We start from the raw sequence: 17,540 nt of genomic DNA on the forward strand, positions 1-17,540 counted from the left end.
CGTGAGGAAGGGTATTAAGCAGGATAGACGTGAAATGGCCGATCGGGCGGCAAAAAAAACCCGATGAACCTGTCATCGGGCTTGTGTGCGTCACAGAAGGAGTTAGCGCACCAGCGCTTTATCCACCGGCGCGCTGTGGTAGTGGGCATCGGCCTCTTCAAACCGCGCCTGAACTGAGGCTGACGGCGCTTTGCCCATCAGGCTCACCACCACGATGCCAAGGCTGGCGAACAGGAAGCCCGGAATGATTTCGTACAGGCCAAACAGCTCGAAATGCTTCCAGACGATAACCGTCACCGCACCGATGACCATCCCGGCCAGCGCACCGTTACGGGTCATGCGCGACCACAGCACAGAGAACAGCACCACCGGTCCAAACGCGGCGCCGAAACCGGCCCAGGCGTAGCTCACCAGACCCAGCACGCGGTTTTCCGGGTTTGCCGCCAGGGCGATGGCCACCAGCGCCACCACCAGCACCATCACGCGGCCCACCCACACCAGCTCCTGCTGGCTGGCGTTTTTACGCAGGAATGCCTTGTAGAGGTCTTCGGTAATGGCGCTGGAACAGACCAGCAGCTGGCAGCTCAGGGTAGACATCACCGCCGCCAGGATCGCGGAGAGCAGAATACCGGCCACCCACGGGTTAAACAGGATCTGCGCCAGTTCGATAAACACGCGCTCGCTGTTCTGGCTCACCGCGCCGGCCAGTGACGGATGGGTTTCAAAGTAGGCGATACCGAAGAAGCCCACCGCCACCGCACCTGCGAGGCAGAGGATCATCCACGCCATGCTGATACGACGCGCGCTGACGATGGTGTGGTGGGAATCTGCCGCCATAAAGCGCGCCAGAATGTGCGGCTGCCCGAAGTAGCCCAGTCCCCAGCCCATCAGCGAGATAATCGCTACCAGGTTCAGGCCCTTGAGCATATCGACGTTCTCAATGCTCTTCTGCTTAATCACTTCCAGCGAATCGCCGAAGCCGCCGACCGAGATCACCACGATGACCGGGGTCAGGATCAGCGCGAAAATCATCAGGCTGGCCTGCACGGTATCGGTCCAGCTCACTGCCAGGAAACCGCCGATAAAGGTGTAGAGAATGGTGGCGGCAGCCCCGGCCCACAGCGCCGTTTCGTAGCTCATGCCGAAGGTGCTTTCAAACAGACGCGCCCCGGCAACAATCCCTGATGCGCAGTAGATGGTGAAGAACAGCAGGATCACCAGCGCGGAGATAATGCGCAGGATGCGGCTCTTGTCTTCGAAGCGGCCGGTAAAGTAGTCCGGCAGCGTCAGAGCGTTGTTGTTGGCTTCGGTATGCACGCGCAGGCGCCCCGCCACCAGCTTCCAGTTGATCCACGCCCCGAGGGTCAGGCCGATAGCAATCCAGCTCTCCGAAATACCGGAGATGAAGATCGCGCCGGGCAGGCCCATCAGCAGCCAGCCGCTCATGTCAGAGGCACCCGCTGACAGCGCGGTAACAAAAGGCCCAAGGCTACGACCGCCTAAAATATAATCATCAAAGTTTTTGGTTGATCGCCAGGCGATAAAGCCAATCAGGATCATGCCTACGATATAAACAAGGAAAGTCACCGTCATCGGTGTGCTTGCAGTCATGGAGGTTCTCCAGCGTTATTATCCCGTTCCGTTGCCGGCGTCGGTTTTTCACTCTCTGAATCAGAGCGGTGTTGTTGTCGTTGTTATTGTTGGGGGCCGTATCCTGCCGGATGCGTTTTTTAATCACAATCGATTTAACACACCATTCACAACAAAGACATCCTCAACACGATATGAGTTTCCTATAGGTTGTACCCGCTCACAGTTTTCAGGGTTGCACCTTGAGAAAGTGTTAACTGCCCGGCAGTTCTGGCATTCAGGCCATTTTGCGGTCAGTGAACGATTGGTTAATCCGTTAACAATTCATTCAATTTTCACCTTGTTATCCCGGTCACACTTCCATTGGTTGCACAAAGTTGCAACATGATAGATATTGCCTGTTATCCCACCTCTTCGGGGTTGAAGAGCATGAATAACAGGAGCTAAAGGCATGGGCACCACTACCATGGGTGTTAAGCTGGATGACGCGACGCGCGACAGAATCAAAGCGGCGGCATCAAAAATTGACCGTACCCCGCACTGGCTGATCAAACAGGCCATTTTCAATTATCTTGAACGACTTGAAAACAGCGAAACCCTGCCCGAGCTGCCTGCGCTGCTGACGGGCGCGGACGGTGACGACGCCACCCAGGCGGCCCCGGAAGAGCTTTCCCAGCCGTTCCTCGACTTTGCCGAGCAGATCCTGCCGCAGTCCGTTACCCGTGCCGCCATTACCGCCGCCTGGCGCCGCCCTGAAACCGATGCGGTCTCGATGCTGCTTGAGCAGGCGCGCCTGCCTCAGGACGTGGCCGAGAAAACCCACAAGCTTGCCTGGCAGCTTGCCGACCGGCTGCGCAGCCAGAAAACCGCGACCGGCCGTGCCGGCATGGTGCAGAGCCTGCTCCAGGAGTTTTCGCTCTCCTCCCAGGAGGGTGTGGCCCTGATGTGCCTCGCCGAAGCGCTACTGCGTATTCCGGACAAAGCCACCCGCGATGCGCTGATCCGCGACAAAATCAGCACCGGCAACTGGCAGTCACACATCGGGCGCAGCGCATCGCTGTTCGTTAACGCCGCGACCTGGGGCCTGCTGTTTACCGGGCGTCTGGTCTCAACCCACAACGAAGCCAGCCTGTCGCGCTCCCTGAACCGCATCATCGGTAAAAGCGGCGAGCCGCTGATCCGTAAAGGTGTGGACATGGCGATGCGCCTGATGGGCGAGCAGTTCGTCACCGGGGAAACCATCGCCGAAGCGCTGGCTAACGCCCGCAAGCTGGAAGAGAAAGGCTTCCGCTACTCCTACGACATGCTCGGTGAAGCGGCCCTGACCGCCGCCGACGCCCAGGCCTATCTGGTCTCGTATCAGCAGGCGATCCACGCCATCGGGAAAGCCTCCAACGGGCGGGGTATCTATGAGGGGCCGGGGATCTCCATCAAGCTCTCTGCCCTGCACCCTCGCTACAGCCGTGCGCAGTACGATCGCGTGATGGAGGAGCTCTATCCTCGCCTTAAATCCCTCACCCTGCTGGCGCGCCAGTACGATATCGGTATCAACATCGACGCCGAAGAGGCTGACCGACTGGAGATCTCCCTCGATCTGCTGGAAAAACTCTGCTTCGAGCCGGAACTGGCGGGCTGGAACGGTATTGGTTTTGTGATCCAGGCGTATATGAAGCGCTGCCCGCTGGTGATTGATTATCTGATCGATCTCGCCACCCGCAGCCGTCGCCGCCTGATGATCCGTCTGGTGAAAGGCGCCTACTGGGACAGCGAAATCAAACGCGCCCAGATGGAGGGGCTGGAGGGCTATCCGGTCTACACCCGCAAGGTCTATACCGACATCTCCTATCTGGCGTGCGCCAAAAAGCTGCTGGCGGTGCCCAACCTGATCTACCCGCAGTTCGCCACCCATAACGCCCATACGCTGTCGGCTATTTATAACCTCGCCGGGCAGAACTACTACCCGGGGCAGTATGAGTTCCAGTGCCTGCACGGCATGGGGGAACCGCTGTACGAGCAGGTGGTGGGTAAAGTGGCGGATGGCAAACTCAATCGCCCGTGCCGTATTTACGCCCCGGTTGGCACCCACGAAACGCTGCTGGCCTATCTGGTCCGGCGTCTGCTGGAGAACGGGGCCAACACCTCGTTCGTTAACCGCATCGCCGACGCCACGCTGCCGCTGGACGAGCTGGTAGCCGATCCGGTGCAGGCCGTGGAAAAACTGGCGGCCCAGGAGGGCCAGGCCGGCCTGCCGCATCCTAAAATCCCACTGCCGCGCGACCTCTACGGCAGCGAGCGCGTCAACTCCGCCGGTCTGGATCTGGCGAACGAGCACCGTCTGGCCTCGCTCTCTTCTGCCCTGCTGAACAGCGCGGCGCAAAAGTGGGAGGCGAAGCCAATGCTGGAGCTGCCGGCGGACGACGCCGGGATGACGCCGGTTATCAACCCTGCCGAGCCGGGGGATATCGTCGGCTACACCCGTGAGGCCAGCGAGGCGGAAGTGAGCCTGGCGCTGGATAACGCGGTGAACAATGCGCCGATCTGGTTCGCCACCCCGCCGCAGGAGCGCGCCGCGATCCTTGAGCGCGCTGCGGTGCTGATGGAAGATCAGATGCAGACGCTGATTGGTATTCTGGTGCGCGAGGCTGGAAAAACCTTCAGCAACGCCATTGCCGAAGTGCGCGAAGCGGTGGATTTCCTGCACTACTACGCCGCGCAGGTGCGCGCCGACTTTGACAATGAAACCCACCGCCCGCTGGGCCCGGTGGTGTGCATCAGCCCGTGGAACTTCCCGCTGGCAATCTTTACCGGCCAGATTGCTGCCGCGCTGGCAGCGGGTAATACCGTGCTGGCGAAACCGGCAGAGCAGACGCCGCTGATCGCCGCTCAGGGCGTGGCGATTTTACGGGAAGCCGGCGTGCCGGCGGGTGTGGTTCAGCTCCTGCCGGGCCGCGGCGAAACCGTTGGCGCCGCGCTCACCGGGGATGACCGCGTGCGGGCCGTGATGTTTACCGGCTCCACCGAAGTGGCCACCCTGCTGCAGCGCAATATCGCCACCCGCCTCGACCCTCAGGGCCGTCCGACGCCGCTGATTGCCGAAACCGGCGGCATGAATGCCATGGTGGTGGACTCCTCGGCGCTGACCGAGCAGGTGGTGGTGGACGTGGTAGCCTCGGCCTTCGACAGCGCAGGCCAGCGCTGCTCCGCGCTGCGCGTGCTCTGCCTGCAGGAGGAGATTGCCGATCACACCCTGACCATGCTGCGCGGCGCGATGGCCGAATGCCGGATGGGCAACCCTGGCCGTCTCACCACCGATATCGGGCCGGTGATTGACGCCGAGGCGAAGGCCAATATCGAACGCCATATCCAGGCGATGCGCGCCAAAGGCCGCACCGTGTTCCAGGGCGTGCGCGAGAACAGCAGCGATGCGAAAGAGTGGCAGACCGGCACCTTTGTGCCACCGACGCTGATTGAGCTGGAGAGCTTCGACGAGCTGAAGAAAGAGGTGTTCGGGCCGGTGCTACACGTGGTGCGCTACACCCGCAGCCAGCTGGACGATCTGGTCCGCCAGATCAATGCCTCGGGCTACGGCCTGACGCTCGGTGTGCATACCCGCATCGACGAAACCATTGCCCAGGTTACCGGGTCTGCGCACGTCGGAAACCTTTACGTCAACCGCAACATGGTTGGCGCGGTGGTGGGCGTACAGCCGTTCGGCGGCGAGGGACTGTCGGGCACCGGGCCGAAAGCCGGGGGGCCGCTCTATCTCTATCGCCTGCTGGCCAGCCGACCGGACGATGCGCTGCAAACCACCTTCAGCCGCCACGATCGCCAGCGTAGCGTAGATGCGCAGGTGAAAGCAGTGCTGCAACAGCCGCTGGAGGCGCTGGCGGGCTGGGCTGCGGATCGCCCGGCGCTGAAAGCCCTGTGCGCCCGCTTCGGCGAGCTGGCTCAGGCCGGCACCCAGCGCGTGCTGCCGGGTCCCACCGGGGAGCGCAACACCTTTACTCTGCTGCCGCGCGAGAGGGTACTCTGTCTTGCCGACAATGAAGAGGATGCGCTGGTGCAGCTCGCAGCGTGCTGCGCAGTAGGCAGCCAGGTGCTGTGGCCGGACGACGAACTGCATCGTCAGCTGGCGAAGCAGCTGCCGTCAGCGGTCAGTGCCCGCATCACCTTCGCGCGCCCGGATGTGCTTCAGGCGGCCACCTTTGATGCGGCCATCTATCACGGTGACTCGGATCAGCTGCGCGTTCTCTGTGAGCAGATTGCCGCCCGCGAGGGGGCGATTGTCTCGGTGCAGGGCTTCGCACGCGGGGAAACTAACCTGCTGCTGGAGCGTCTCTACCTGGAGCGGTCGCTGAGCGTCAACACCGCCGCCGCAGGCGGCAACGCGAGCCTGATGACAATCGGCTAAGGCTTCGCTACTCTGGAAAGGCTCCTGTGACGGAGCCTTTTTTTATGGAGGATAACAATGAAAAAAATCGCCCCCCTTCTGCTGGCTGGTTTGCTGTGCAGCGGCACGGCGCTGGCCGACGACTGTGACCAGGCCACCACCCAGCTTGAGCTCAACCAGTGCTCCGCCGGTGAATACCAGAAAGCGGATAAGATCCTGAATGAGACCTATAAGAAAGTGATGGCACGCGCCAGCGCTCCTCAGCGCGATATGCTCAAAGAGGCGCAAAATGCCTGGTTGAAAGTGCGCGATGCGGACTGTGCGTTTATCAGTTCGGGCGTGGAAGGCGGTAGCGTCCAGCCGATGGTCCATAACCAGTGTCTGGCCGACAAAACCAACGATCGTAGCGCGTATCTCGAATCCCTCACCCAGTGTGAAGAGGGTGACGTCAGCTGCCCGCTGCCGCCTCAGGGCTGATCAGCGCACGCGAATACCTTCAATGATCATCCGCTGCACGTTCTCCACCGTGCAGCTGAAAAACGCCTCGTCCTGCAACGTCGCCCCGGTTACCGCTTCGACCTGGGTGGCGAAATCCGCATAGTGCTGGGTCGTCGCCCAGATCATAAAGATGAGCGAGTGGGCATCCACCGCGCCAAGCTGTCCGCGCTTCACCCAGCCATCAATGATGGCCGTCTTTTCATCAATCAGCGCTTTCAGATCCCCGGTCAGCTCCGCCATCAGCAATGGCGCGCCCTGCAGCATCTCCAGACAGAACAGCCGTGAGGCCTGCGGGTAGTCGCGCGACACTTCTAGCTTCAGCCGGATGTACTCGCCAATCGCCGCCAGCGGTTGAAGATCGGTGCGAAAGGCCTTCAGGGGTGCCAGCCAGATATCCAGGATCTGCTTCAGAACGGCGACGTAGAGCGCCTCTTTAGAGGGGTAGTAATACAGAAGGTTGGTCTTGGAAATGCCTGCCCGCTCGGCGACGCGCTCGATGCTGGTGCCGTGGATGCCGAACTGGGAAAAAAAACAGAGCGCGGCGTCAAGAATCGCCTGTCGCTTTGCCGCCGTGGCTGCGCCACGTTTCGTGCCTGCTGTTACCGCGCGTTGAACCATGCGCTCACTCCTCGATGTTTTGCAAAGCATAGCAAAAGCCAGACGGGGAGACGAACCGTTATGCGGGACGTAGGGACTTTTGAGTGCGGCAGGAAGCGGCGACAATCGCGATCGGTGTGGTGCCGTGAGGGAAAGGTTTAGCGGCGAGCGGACAAAAAAAACCGCCGGGGAAACCCGGCGGCTGGGGCGGACATTCGCGGATGCTACACTACAGAATGTCGCATTTCACCTCGTGCTGGCGTACTACTCACTCCGCCCGCCGTGGCTACTCTTGCCCCCTTTTTTCCCCGCTTCTGAGGCGCGTTGCGGATCGTTTTTGAAGTTACCGCCGCTCTGCTGGCCACCTTTACGGCCTGCTTCTGATGCTCTGTCACGATCTTCAGCGAAATTACCTGAACCACCACGATGGTTTGCCATTTCGTACCTCCGGTTGTGTGAAACATTAGTCATCATATTGCATTCAGTAAAAGATGTTCCTTTCACCTCGTGGCCCGAAGCGAATGTGGTTATCGCCGCCACGTGACTTAATCCTGGTACAACCCGCGTGATACGCCAGCTGACATTAATATTCTGCAACATCAAACTCGCCAAAAACGGCCATTATCGGCCTGGTAATTGATAAGCATTTCTTATCTCAGAAAAATTTTCGGCTGCTGAAAATGTTTCAGGGTGCAACAGCCCGTCAGATACAGAATCGCCTCATTTCTTACATTTCCTGCGCCATTTTTTTGGCACTCATGAGGTAACGTCATATCTTTAAAAGAGCGCAGCGAACGGCTGCATCATGTAATCCACAGCAGGAGTGAGTCATGGCGAAGATACTGGTGCTTTACTATTCCATGTACGGGCATGTTGAAACGATGGCGCAGGCGGTAGCAGAAGGCGCAAACAAGGTGACAGGCGCCGACGTCACGGTAAAACGCGTGCCTGAAACCATGCCGGAGGATCTGTTCAGCAAAGCGGGCGGCAAAGCGCAAAACGTCCCGGTCGCCACGCCACAGGAGCTTGCGGATTACGATGCGATTATCTTCGGCACCCCTACCCGCTTTGGCAATATGGCCGGGCAGATGCGCACCTTCCTTGATCAGACCGGCGGTCTGTGGGCATCCGGCGCGCTGTACGGAAAACTCGCCAGCGTCTTTAGCTCAACCGGAACCGGCGGCGGTCAGGAACATACAATTTCATCAACCTGGACTACGCTTGCACATCATGGAATGGTGATTGTGCCGATTGGTTACGGGGCGCAAGAGCTGTTTGATATTTCTCAGGTGAGAGGCGGCACACCTTATGGCGCGACAACCATTGCCGGTGGTGATGGTTCCCGTCAGCCGAGCCAGGAAGAGCTGGCCATCGCACGCTATCAGGGCGAATACGTCGCCGGTCTTGCCGTTAAACTGAATGGCTAATCAACTTTTACAGGAGAGTAAACATGCCAACACAAGAATCTAAAGCACACCACGTCGGTGAATGGGCAACGCTTCGCAACACCTCGCCGGAAATTGCGGAAGCGATCTTCGAAGTCGCCGACTACGATGAAGCGCTGGCCGAAAAAATCTGGGAAGAAGGCAGCGATGAAGTGCTGATCAAAGCCTTTGAAAAAACCGATAAGGATTCGCTGTTCTGGGGCGAACAAACCATCGAGCGCAAAAACGTTTGATGAGAGACAAAAAAAGCGGGGCATGCCCCGCTTTTTTTATTTGCTGACGCTGAAGGTGTACTTCAGCAGATCGAACCCGACCAGGCTTGACGGCAGCATCTCCGCCGGATACATGTCAGAAGCAAAACAGTACACCTCCACGGTCCCGCCCTTCTTCGCCAGGGTAATTGCCTGGTTGAGCACATAAGGTATTGAGTTGCCGTAAACGATGGGGAACGACTTCTGCGGCGCTACCGCTTTGCCGTCCAGCGTCGATTGGGTCAGGCGCACGGTAAGCTTGTCCCCGTTTTTAATCGCCGCCCCGCCCTTCTTCTTCTCGACAAAGAACATGCTCTGGTTCTGTTTCAGCACCGTCTTGCCGGACAGCGTTGACTGCAGGGTAGCGAAGCCACGATCGTAGGCGGCCTTCTCTTTCTCAGACATCTTCTCCGCCAGCGCCTCGTAGTTCTCATTCAGCTGTTTGGTATCCATTTTACGGCTGCCGGCAATACTGTCGTTTACCCCCGCCAGCAAGGCATTTTTATCGACCTCCAGTCCGAGCGATTTCTGTAGCCGGAGCGATTTCTCAATCCCTTCCGAGAGAATAATGCCCGCCGCATAGGAGTGGCGCTGTAGCGGCGTCTGGATAGCGGCCGGTGCAGCCGTCGCCGCGGGTTGGGTGTTGACCTCTTTAAGCGCGGCGAGCTCGGATTTAAGCGCCGTGTTCTCATCCTGCAGAGTTTTGATGCCGCTCTGCTGGGTGCGCTGTTGTGCGTCGAGCTTCGCCTGCATGTCGCTATTCTGCTGTTTGCTGTCAGCAAGCTGCTTTTGCAGATCGTCCAGCTGCTGGGTGGCGGACTGCTGATTTTTCTGCGCGGTATCGAGGCGCGGGGCGATCTCAGCCAGCCGGGCCGTCAACGCGGTAAGCTGCTTATTCTTATCCTCGATTAGGCTCTGCGCCTCACGCTGTGAGGCCTGCTGCGTCTGCTCCTGCTGCTTCAGGCGCGTCACTTCGGCCTGCGCCGCCGTCAGGGTCTGCTGGGTGGTGGCCAGAGCTTTTTCCATTTCGTCGCGCTGGGCCACTAGTTGCTTCGCCCCGCTGTTTTCGGCGGTGAGCTGCGCTTCTGTCTCTCTCAGCTTCGCGGTGAGGGATTTGATGTCGGCCTGAGCTTTAGCGAGGGATTTTTCCATCTCATCACGCTGGGCCGCAAGCTGCTGCGCCCCGCTGTTGCCGGTGGTGAGCTGGGCCTCGGTTTCTTTCAGTTTCACGGTCAGAGTTTTGATGTCGGCCTGGGCTTTGGTGAGGGATTGCTCCATCTCATCACGTTGCGCCACCAGCTGCTGCGCCCCGCTGTTGCCGGTGGTGAGCTGGGCCTCGGTCTCTTTCAGCTTCGCGGTGAGGGATTTGATGTCGGCCTGGGCTTTGCCGAGGGATTCTTCCATCTCATCACGCTGGGCTACCAGCTGCTTCGCCCCGCTGTTTCCGGCGGTGAGCTGGGCCTCGGTCTCTTTCAGCTTCGCGGTGAGAGTTTTGATGTCGGTCTGGGCATTGGTGAGGGACTTCTCCATCTCATCACGCTGGGCCGCCAGCTGTTTCGCCCCGCTGTTGCCGGCAGTAAGCTGTGCCTCGGTTTCTTTCAGTTTCACGGTCAGAGTTTTGATGTCGGCCTGGGCTTTGGTGAGCGATTTTTCCATCTCATCACGCTGCGCCGCCAGCTGCTTCGCGCCGCTGTTGCCGACAGTAAGCTGTGCCTCGGTTTCTTTCAGTTTCGCGGTCAGAGTTTTGATATCGCCCTGGGCTTTGGTGAGCGATTTTTCCATCTCATCACGCTGGGCCACCAACTGCTGCGCCCCGCTGTTCCCGGCAGTAAGCTGTGCCTCAGTTTCTTTCAGCTTCGCGGTCAGGGACTTGTTGTCGCTCTCGGCTTTAGCGAGCGATTTTTCCATCTCATCACGTTGCGCCGCCAGCTGCTTCGCGCCGCTGTTCCCGGCGGTGAGCTGCGCCTCGGTTTCTTTCAGTTTCGCGGTCAGAGTTTTGATATCGCCCTGGGCTTTGGTGAGCGATTTTTCCATCTCATCACGTTGCGTCGCCAGCTGCTTCGCGCCGCTGTTGCCGGCGGTGAGCTGGGCCTCGGTCTCTTTCAGCTTTGCGGTGAGAGTTTTGATATCACCCTGGGCTTTGCCGAGCGATTGCTCCATCTCATCACGCTGGGTCACCAGCTGCTGCGCCCCGCTGTTCCCGGCGGTAAGCTGCGCCTCGGTCTCTTTCAGCTTTGCAGTCAGGGATTTGATGTCGCCCTGGGCTTTAGCGAGGGATTTTTCCATCTCATCACGCTGGGCTACAAGCTGCTTCGTCCCGCTGTTGCCGGCGGTGAGCTGTGCCTCGGTCTCTTTTAGCTTCGCAGTCAGGGATTTGTTGTTGCTCTCAGCTTTAGCGAGCAATTTTTCCATTTCGCGGCGCCCTAGCTCTAGCTGTTCGGTACCGGTGGACGCGTTCTTATACTGTTCCTGCAGAGCGGCGAGCTTATTCGTGAGCGAGAGATTCTCTTCCTGCGCGGTCTGCAAGGCTTCCTCAAGATCGCTGTGCCGGCTTTCAAGCTGCTCAACGGTACTGCCGCCCTTTTTCAATTCGTTACGGGTTTTGGCAAGCTGAGCAGTAAGAGACTGGCTGTTTGCCTGTTCATTCTTCAGTGCAGTTTCCAGGTCGCGCAGACGGGTATCGCCCGTTTTTTGCCGCTGTGCGAGGCTCTCTTCCAGCGAAGCCAGTTTTTTCCGCAGCGCCGCGTTGTCCGCAGTCGTTGCGGTCAACGACTGGCGTAACGCCTCCTGGCGCGTTTTATCACTGCCGGACTGGGCAAGCGAGGCGGTAAGCCGGTCATTTTCTTTTTGCAGCTGCGCCAGCTGTTTTCTGAGGCCGACGACGTCGCTTTTTTGCAGTGCAAGGGTGTCCAGCTTCGCCTGTAAGGAGCGGTTTTCAAGCTGAAGCATCAGTACCGTTTTATCGGCGCTACGTGGCGCAGGCTGGCGTGCAGCGTCTTCACTGAGTTTCACTTTGCGCTTTAACGCAACGATTTCAGCCCGCAGGGTATCGCGTTCAGCGCGCGCCGCTTGCGTGTCATCCTGACGGTTATTTTCCGTCGTCTGCGCTTCGAGTGAAGAGATGCGTTTTTTCAGGCTGGCGTTCTGGTTACGCAGATGCTGTAGCTCTTGCGGCCTGGAGGAAGGCGAGGCAGGTGCAGACGCCGGAGGTGGGACGTCCATTCCCTGGGTATCCAGCCCCTGTACCGTCGACAGAAATGAATCGCTGGATGCTGCGATGGCCTGTTCTAAAGTGAAAGCAGGCGCAACAAGTGCGCCTACTAATATAAGCCTGATCTGCCAACTCAAGATTTTCATTCCCTGCTCCTGCTGCGGTCTTCCAGACCATGTTGTTGCGAAAAGTCGAGTTAATTACCGTTTATCATCGCGCCTTTTTTCAGTTCTTTTAACAGCAGTTGCGAAATGGTGTTGCAGCTGTCGTTAACGCGATACTGATAAAGCGGCGTCATAAGATCGGTTGTGGAGGTTGAAAGTTCACCCGCAATGCTGGCATAGGACTGCGTAGCGCGAAGATTACGATACAGTTCGTCAACCGAGGCGCGGTAAGCGCCGTTGCGCAGCTTCGCAAGCTGTTTAGCTTCCACGAGGCAGCTATTAAGCCGGGCTTTCATCGCCGGATCGGCCTGGGCGCTGTTGTCACTGTCGGAACGAACCGCGGGTTGAGAAAGCGATGTTGACGACGCGGTGGTCGTTGTATTTTGCACTGCACCAGAAGACGTATTATTTACTGCAGGTTTTGGTGCAGACAGCCGGGAGGCAGATGACGTACTGCTGCCTGTCTGAGTACATCCCGTCACCGCAAAAGCCAGCACCACCGCAAGCATTTTAATTTTCATAATCAGAATGGTCCCTTCAACCTTCTATTTGCAAAGACGCAAGATACACAGCTGCGTAAAGCGCAGCTGTGAATGAAAAGCAACATCAGATTTTTTAGCCAGCTAACTTATTGAAATCCATAATGCTTATTAGTGGCATACAAACATATAACATTCAGGCAGTTACTTCACCGCAAAAGATAACCTGGAGGCCTGGCAAAAACAATGCCGTTATTATGTATCAACTGAACATTCAGATTCATTTTATGAATACTGAAAGACAGGCATTGTGCGACAGACCTGGAAACTCATCGGAGATGATTTATATCGCGCAGCGGGCAGTCAACTAATTAACCGGTGCTAATGAATATAAAAATTGGATGAAACATATTTGTTAATTTAATTCAGTGATGGATGACACATAATAAGACGATATATTCTTGTGCTTATAGACGGTTGTGCCTGAACGGCAGAGTAAGACGTTAACAAAAGGACATGAGGGGCAGTCAGACAAGAGTGGGATTTCAGAATGAAAAAAGGGCCTGACGTTACGTCAGGCCCTATTCCATATATGGCGGAAGCGCAGAGATTCGAACTCTGGAACCCTTTCGGGTCGCCGGTTTTCAAGACCGGTGCCTTCAACCGCTCGGCCACACTTCCGGAATGACGCGAACTATAAACATCCCTCGCCTGCCTGTAAAGCCCGAAAACGTTCAATCGCTTCAAAAACAGCCAAATCAGAATTAATCGGCTGAAATTAAAACAACATGCTCAGTTTCCCGACAGAACAGGCAGGTTTACATGCCTGTCAGCCGCTTAATGCGCCGTAATCCACAGGTCTTTGGTCGAGAACAATCCCATCGCATTAGGGCTGAATCCGCCCACGTACGGTTTCACCAGCTGCGAGCGCACGTAGTGATAGACCGGAATCGCCGGGACATCCTCGCTCAGGATATCCTCCGCCTGCTGATAATAGTGACCACGCTTGGCGCTGTCGGGCGCTTTAGCCGCGTTAACCAGCGCCTCGTCGTAGGCTGGATTGCTATACTTCGCGGTGTTTTCGCTGTTTCCGGTACGGAAGTTGTTCAGGAAAGTGGACGCGTCGTCATAATCGGCGATCCACGCGTAGCGCACCACATCGAAGTTGCCGGTATGCATGGTATCCAGCATGGTCTTCCACTCCTGATTTTGCAGGGTCGCCACGACGCCAAGGTTTTTCTTCCACATGGAGCTTGCGGCAATGGCGATGCGCTGGTGTGATTCCAGGGTGTTATACAGCAGCCTGAACGTCAGCGGGTGAGCCTCGGTAAAGCCGGCCTCGCTCAGCAGACGTTTCGCTTCACTCAACCGTTTCTCGCGCGGCCAGGTGGCGTAGTCCGGATTTTTCAGCGTGATACCGCCAATTTCCGGCTGGCTAACCACCCATGCCGGGCGCTGCCCCTGCCCGAGCACCTTCTCGGCAATAATGTCTTTATCCAGACCCATATTTAGCGCGCGTCGTACCCGCGGATCGTTAAACGGGGCTTTGGTGGTGTTGAACTCGTAATAGTAGGTTGCCAGCTGCGGTTCAGTGTAGACTTCGCCACCGAGCGTTTTTTTAAGCTGGGCGTACTGATTCAGCGGAATGGTGTAAGTGATATCAATCTCGCCGGCTTTATAGCGGTTAACATCCGCAGTCTGAGAGGTCACCGCCAGCCATGTCACCTTGTTGATCACGGTATGGGCATTATCCCAGTAGCGCTTGTTACGCTCACCAACGATACGCTCATTTACCTTCCACTCGGTTACCCGGTAGGCGCCGCTGCTGACGAAATGCTCTGGCCGCGTCCAGCGATCGCCGAAGCGCTCCACGGCGGTTTTATCGATGGGGACCAGCGTAGGGTGCGCCAGCATATTCAGAAACGCAGCCGTGGGCTGAGTGAGCGTGATCTCCACCGTCTGATCGTCCAGCGCCTTAACGCCGAGCGTATCCGGGGATTGTTTCCCTTCGGCGATCTCAGCCGCGTTCACAATATGCATATTGCCGAGGTAGCTGGCGTAGGGTGAACCGATATCGGGGCTGACCAGCCGACGCCAGCTCCAGACCACATCTTCCGCGGTGATCGGTTCGCCGTCTGACCAGGTGATGCCAGGGCGCAGGTGAAAGACCCAGACGTTGTCCGCTTTATTTTCCCAGCGCTCGGCCAGCCGCGGTTCGATGGTGCCGTCTTTACGCACCGCCACCAGCCCGTCGAAGGTATCATTGATAATATTGAACTCGACGTCGCTTTCGACTTTATGCGGGTCGAGAGTGGCCGGCTCGCTGCCGTTATTCCTGACCAGTTCCTGCGTCGGTGCCAGCGCGGTGCCTTCCGGGACCACCGCGGCGTTCGCGCAGCTCGCTATTACGCTCATCGCCAGTAACGACGCCACCCCTGCCCTGCGTTTTCCTTTCATAGCATGCCTTTATTGTTGTGTTGAGGTCTGCTTAAACTCTTAGACCGCTAACTACACAAAAGCAATGCATTTCATAGGCATATAAGAGGTTGATCTGATAAACGAAAAAATGTTGCTGCAGGGCTGGCAGGACAATTTCAGCGGGTGACATTTTCGCTAAGTCACTGAGTAAAGATGGGTAAAAGCCCTTTTACCGTTGCCCTGGTGCCTCTATTCTCACAGACTAACTACACCTGTAATGAGAGAGTGACGAAATGGATCGCATTATTACTTCCTCGCGCGACCGCACATCGCTACTGAGCACGCATAAAGTTCTGCGTAACACCTATTTTCTGCTGAGCCTGACGCTGGCCTTCTCGGCCATGACGGCAACTGCAAGCACCCTGCTGGCGCTGCCAGCACCGGGGCTGATCGTTACCCTGGTGGGGATGTATGGTCTGATGTTCCTGACCTACCGCCTGGCCAATAAGCCTACCGGCATTCTGGCGGCATTCGCCTTCACCGGCTTCCTCGGTTATATCCTGGGGCCGATGCTGAACAGCTTCCTGTCTGCAGGCATGGGGGATGTTATCGCCCTTGCGCTGGGCGGCACGGCGCTGGTGTTCTTCTCCTGCTCGGCCTATGTGCTGACCACGAAGAAAGACATGTCCTTCCTCGGCGGTATGCTGATGGCAGGTATCGTGGTGGTGCTGATCGGGATGGTGGCGAACATCTTCCTGCAGCTGCCGGCGCTTCACCTGGCTATCAGCGCAGTGTTCATTCTGATTTCAACCGGGGCGATTCTGTATGAGACCAGCAACATCATCAACGGCGGGGAGACAAACTACATCCGCGCTACGGTGAGCCTGTATGTCTCTATCTACAACATCTTCGTCAGCCTGTTGAGCATTCTGGGCTTCGCAAGCCGCGATTAATCCCTGAGCGGTTTCACCGTCCCCCCACAGGCACTGCGCTGAATCAGCCAGTGCCTGTTTTGTTTCTGCAGGGTTTTGGTTCTGCCATCCGCTTTTTGCTACACTCCCGCCAGTTTTCTTATTCTGATGAGTGCGTATGTTAACGTTTGAAGGCAACACCTTTGAAACCGATGGCGAAGGCTATCTCAAGGATTTTAACGCGTGGAGCGAAGGTCTGGCTGAAGTCATCGCTGCGAAAGAAGCGATTGAGCTTACGCCGGAGCACTGGGAAGTGGTGCGCTTCGTGCGTCATTTTTATCAGGAATTCAATACCTCGCCGGCGATCCGTATGCTGGTAAAAGCGATGGCGCAGAAGTTTGGCGAGGAGAAAGGCAACAGCCGCTATCTGTATCGCCTGTTCCCTAAAGGGCCGGCAAAACAGGCCACCAAAATCGCGGGCCTGCCCAAGCCGGTGAAGTGCATTTAATAGCGAATGCCGAAGTCGCGCCAGGTCTCTGACGGTGAGTGCGGCTCGGCTAGCACCTTATCGACGCTGGCGCTGCGCGGCCCGCCAGCCTTAAGCCAGGCGATAAGCTGGTCCACCTTATCCGTCGCACCGCAGGCCACCACCTCGACGCTACCGTCATCCAGATTTTTGGCGTAGCCGGTCAGACCCAGCCGCTTTGCTTCGTGCTGGGTGCTGTAGCGAAACCCCACGCCCTGCACGCGACCATGAACCCATGCAATAGTGCATACTGTAGACATCTCGTTTCCTCCCGATTGTCGGGCTGCGTTGCATTTCCCGGCTGAACTCGGGAGAATGGCGCCCATTTTCGATAAAGAGCAGCATAGCAAATTATGAGTGTACGTTTAGTGTTAGCCAAAGGGCGCGAAAAGTCGTTACTGCGCCGTCACCCGTGGGTATTTTCTGGTGCCGTCACCCGTCTGGAAGGTAAAGCAGGCCTCGGTGAGACCGTCGATATCGTTGACCATCAGGGTAAGTGGCTGGCACGCGGCGCTTACTCCCCCGCGTCGCAGATCCGGGCCCGCGTCTGGACCTTCAACCGCGATGAAACCATTGATATCGATTTCTTTACCCGTCGGTTACAGCAGGCCCAGCAGTGGCGCGACTGGCTCGCAGCCCAGGACGGTCTGGACAGCTACCGTCTTATCGCCGGCGAATCCGACGGCCTGCCGGGCGTCACCATTGACCGCTTTGGCAACTTCCTGGTGTTGCAACTGCTCTCCGCCGGTGCGGAATACCAGCGTCCGGCCCTGCTCAGCGCGCTGGGCAACCTCTACCCGGAGTGTGCCATCTACGATCGCTCCGATGTGGCGGTACGTAAAAAAGAGGGCATGGAGCTGACGCAGGGTCCGATTAGCGGCGAGCTGCCGCCGGATCTGCTGCCGATTGAAGAGCACGGCATGAAGCTGCTGGTGGATATCAAGGCGGGCCATAAAACCGGCTACTACCTTGACCAGCGCGACAGCCGCTTCGCCACCCGCCGCTACGTTAAGGATAAGCGCGTGCTGAACTGCTTCTCCTACACCGGCGGTTTTGCGGG

The 17,540-nt window shown here is 57.6% G+C and carries 14 protein-coding genes and 1 tRNA gene; 7 read left to right on the forward strand and 8 right to left on the reverse strand.

The annotated features are described in order from the left end of the window. Nucleotides 1-102: 102 nt before the first annotated feature. The gene (gene putP, locus DW58_RS06745) at nucleotides 103-1,611 is read right to left on the reverse strand and encodes a sodium/proline symporter PutP (RefSeq protein WP_029696529.1); all 1,509 of its coding nucleotides are present in this window, start codon (nucleotides 1,609-1,611) and stop codon (nucleotides 103-105) included. A 430-nt stretch (nucleotides 1,612-2,041) separates the two neighbouring features. On the opposite strand from putP, the gene putA reads away from it, so the two are divergent. Together putA and DW58_RS06755 are read left to right on the forward strand one after the other, a co-directional pair. Then, nucleotides 2,042-6,001, forward strand: coding sequence for a trifunctional transcriptional regulator/proline dehydrogenase/L-glutamate gamma-semialdehyde dehydrogenase (gene putA, locus DW58_RS06750; RefSeq protein ID WP_024550965.1), 3,960 nt, complete (start codon nucleotides 2,042-2,044; stop codon nucleotides 5,999-6,001). Nucleotides 6,002-6,058: 57 nt separating this feature from the next. Beyond that, complete coding sequence (locus tag DW58_RS06755; RefSeq protein ID WP_024550966.1) at nucleotides 6,059-6,457, forward strand: lysozyme inhibitor LprI family protein; 399 nt, start codon at nucleotides 6,059-6,061, stop codon at nucleotides 6,455-6,457. Here the strand turns inward: DW58_RS06755 and rutR are convergent, their stop codons facing one another. Both rutR and DW58_RS06765 read right to left on the reverse strand, forming a co-directional pair. Next, nucleotides 6,458-7,096: an HTH-type transcriptional regulator RutR gene (gene rutR / locus DW58_RS06760; RefSeq protein WP_024550967.1), complete on the reverse strand. Its 639-nt coding sequence runs from the start codon at nucleotides 7,094-7,096 to the stop codon at nucleotides 6,458-6,460. A 243-nt stretch (nucleotides 7,097-7,339) separates the two neighbouring features. Further along, the gene (locus tag DW58_RS06765; RefSeq protein WP_024550968.1) at nucleotides 7,340-7,513 is read right to left on the reverse strand and encodes a con-10 family general stress protein; all 174 of its coding nucleotides are present in this window, start codon (nucleotides 7,511-7,513) and stop codon (nucleotides 7,340-7,342) included. Between the two features lie 392 nt (nucleotides 7,514-7,905). Between DW58_RS06765 and wrbA the strand changes: the two genes are divergently transcribed. Then, on the forward strand, nucleotides 7,906-8,502 hold the full coding sequence (wrbA, locus tag DW58_RS06770) for an NAD(P)H:quinone oxidoreductase (protein ID WP_024550969.1): 597 nt from the start codon (nucleotides 7,906-7,908) through the stop codon (nucleotides 8,500-8,502). A gap of 23 nt (nucleotides 8,503-8,525) precedes the next feature. Next, nucleotides 8,526-8,753 (forward strand): YccJ family protein, encoded by a 228-nt coding sequence (locus DW58_RS06775; protein WP_024550970.1) that lies wholly within the window; start codon nucleotides 8,526-8,528, stop codon nucleotides 8,751-8,753. A 36-nt stretch (nucleotides 8,754-8,789) separates the two neighbouring features. Here DW58_RS06775 and DW58_RS06780 read toward each other — a convergent pair whose 3' ends face one another. From DW58_RS06780 to DW58_RS06800, 4 genes are all read right to left on the reverse strand, one after another. Next, a complete protein-coding gene (locus tag DW58_RS06780; RefSeq protein ID WP_152977157.1) occupies nucleotides 8,790-12,128 on the reverse strand; it encodes an FKBP-type peptidyl-prolyl cis-trans isomerase N-terminal domain-containing protein in 3,339 nt (1,112 codons plus the stop codon). A gap of 50 nt (nucleotides 12,129-12,178) precedes the next feature. Next, entirely contained in the window at nucleotides 12,179-12,667 is a 489-nt protein-coding gene (locus DW58_RS21345; protein ID WP_235047732.1) for a hypothetical protein, read from the reverse strand. A 551-nt stretch (nucleotides 12,668-13,218) separates the two neighbouring features. Beyond that, nucleotides 13,219-13,306, reverse strand: a tRNA-Ser gene (locus DW58_RS06795). A 156-nt stretch (nucleotides 13,307-13,462) separates the two neighbouring features. Next, a complete protein-coding gene (locus tag DW58_RS06800) occupies nucleotides 13,463-15,040 on the reverse strand; it encodes an ABC transporter substrate-binding protein (protein ID WP_409371880.1) in 1,578 nt (525 codons plus the stop codon). Nucleotides 15,041-15,336: 296 nt separating this feature from the next. Here DW58_RS06800 and yccA point away from each other — a divergent pair, with 296 nt between their 5' ends. Beyond that, a complete protein-coding gene (gene yccA / locus DW58_RS06805; protein ID WP_024550627.1) occupies nucleotides 15,337-15,996 on the forward strand; it encodes an FtsH protease modulator YccA in 660 nt (219 codons plus the stop codon). Between the two features lie 136 nt (nucleotides 15,997-16,132). Further along, nucleotides 16,133-16,462: a sulfurtransferase TusE gene (tusE, locus tag DW58_RS06810; protein ID WP_024550626.1), complete on the forward strand. Its 330-nt coding sequence runs from the start codon at nucleotides 16,133-16,135 to the stop codon at nucleotides 16,460-16,462. Here the strand turns inward: tusE and yccX are convergent. Further along, complete coding sequence (gene yccX / locus DW58_RS06815; RefSeq protein ID WP_024550625.1) at nucleotides 16,459-16,740, reverse strand: acylphosphatase; 282 nt, start codon at nucleotides 16,738-16,740, stop codon at nucleotides 16,459-16,461. The two genes, tusE and yccX, sit on opposite strands and share 4 nt — an antisense overlap. A 93-nt stretch (nucleotides 16,741-16,833) precedes the next feature. On the opposite strand from yccX, the gene DW58_RS21350 reads away from it, so the two are divergent. Continuing rightward, on the forward strand, nucleotides 16,834-17,540 hold a 707-nt coding region (locus tag DW58_RS21350; RefSeq protein ID WP_035894738.1), incomplete at its 3' end, for a class I SAM-dependent methyltransferase.

The organism is Siccibacter turicensis LMG 23730 (genome assembly GCF_000463155.2).
In the GTDB taxonomy this organism is placed as follows: Bacteria; Pseudomonadota; Gammaproteobacteria; order Enterobacterales; family Enterobacteriaceae; genus Siccibacter; species Siccibacter turicensis.

Coding starts and splice junctions, on each gene's coding strand:
- putP (WP_029696529.1), bottom strand. CDS start 1,611: ATGACTGCAAGCACACCGATGACGGTGACTTTCCTTGTTTATATCGTA.
- putA (WP_024550965.1), top strand. CDS start 2,042: ATGGGCACCACTACCATGGGTGTTAAGCTGGATGACGCGACGCGCGAC.
- DW58_RS06755 (WP_024550966.1), top strand. CDS start 6,059: ATGAAAAAAATCGCCCCCCTTCTGCTGGCTGGTTTGCTGTGCAGCGGC.
- rutR (WP_024550967.1), bottom strand. CDS start 7,096: ATGGTTCAACGCGCGGTAACAGCAGGCACGAAACGTGGCGCAGCCACG.
- DW58_RS06765 (WP_024550968.1), bottom strand. CDS start 7,513: ATGGCAAACCATCGTGGTGGTTCAGGTAATTTCGCTGAAGATCGTGAC.
- wrbA (WP_024550969.1), top strand. CDS start 7,906: ATGGCGAAGATACTGGTGCTTTACTATTCCATGTACGGGCATGTTGAA.
- DW58_RS06775 (WP_024550970.1), top strand. CDS start 8,526: ATGCCAACACAAGAATCTAAAGCACACCACGTCGGTGAATGGGCAACG.
- DW58_RS06780 (WP_152977157.1), bottom strand. CDS start 12,128: ATGAAAATCTTGAGTTGGCAGATCAGGCTTATATTAGTAGGCGCACTT.
- DW58_RS21345 (WP_235047732.1), bottom strand. CDS start 12,667: ATGAAAATTAAAATGCTTGCGGTGGTGCTGGCTTTTGCGGTGACGGGA.
- DW58_RS06800 (WP_409371880.1), bottom strand. CDS start 15,040: ATGAGCGTAATAGCGAGCTGCGCGAACGCCGCGGTGGTCCCGGAAGGC.
- yccA (WP_024550627.1), top strand. CDS start 15,337: ATGGATCGCATTATTACTTCCTCGCGCGACCGCACATCGCTACTGAGC.
- tusE (WP_024550626.1), top strand. CDS start 16,133: ATGTTAACGTTTGAAGGCAACACCTTTGAAACCGATGGCGAAGGCTAT.
- yccX (WP_024550625.1), bottom strand. CDS start 16,740: ATGTCTACAGTATGCACTATTGCATGGGTTCATGGTCGCGTGCAGGGC.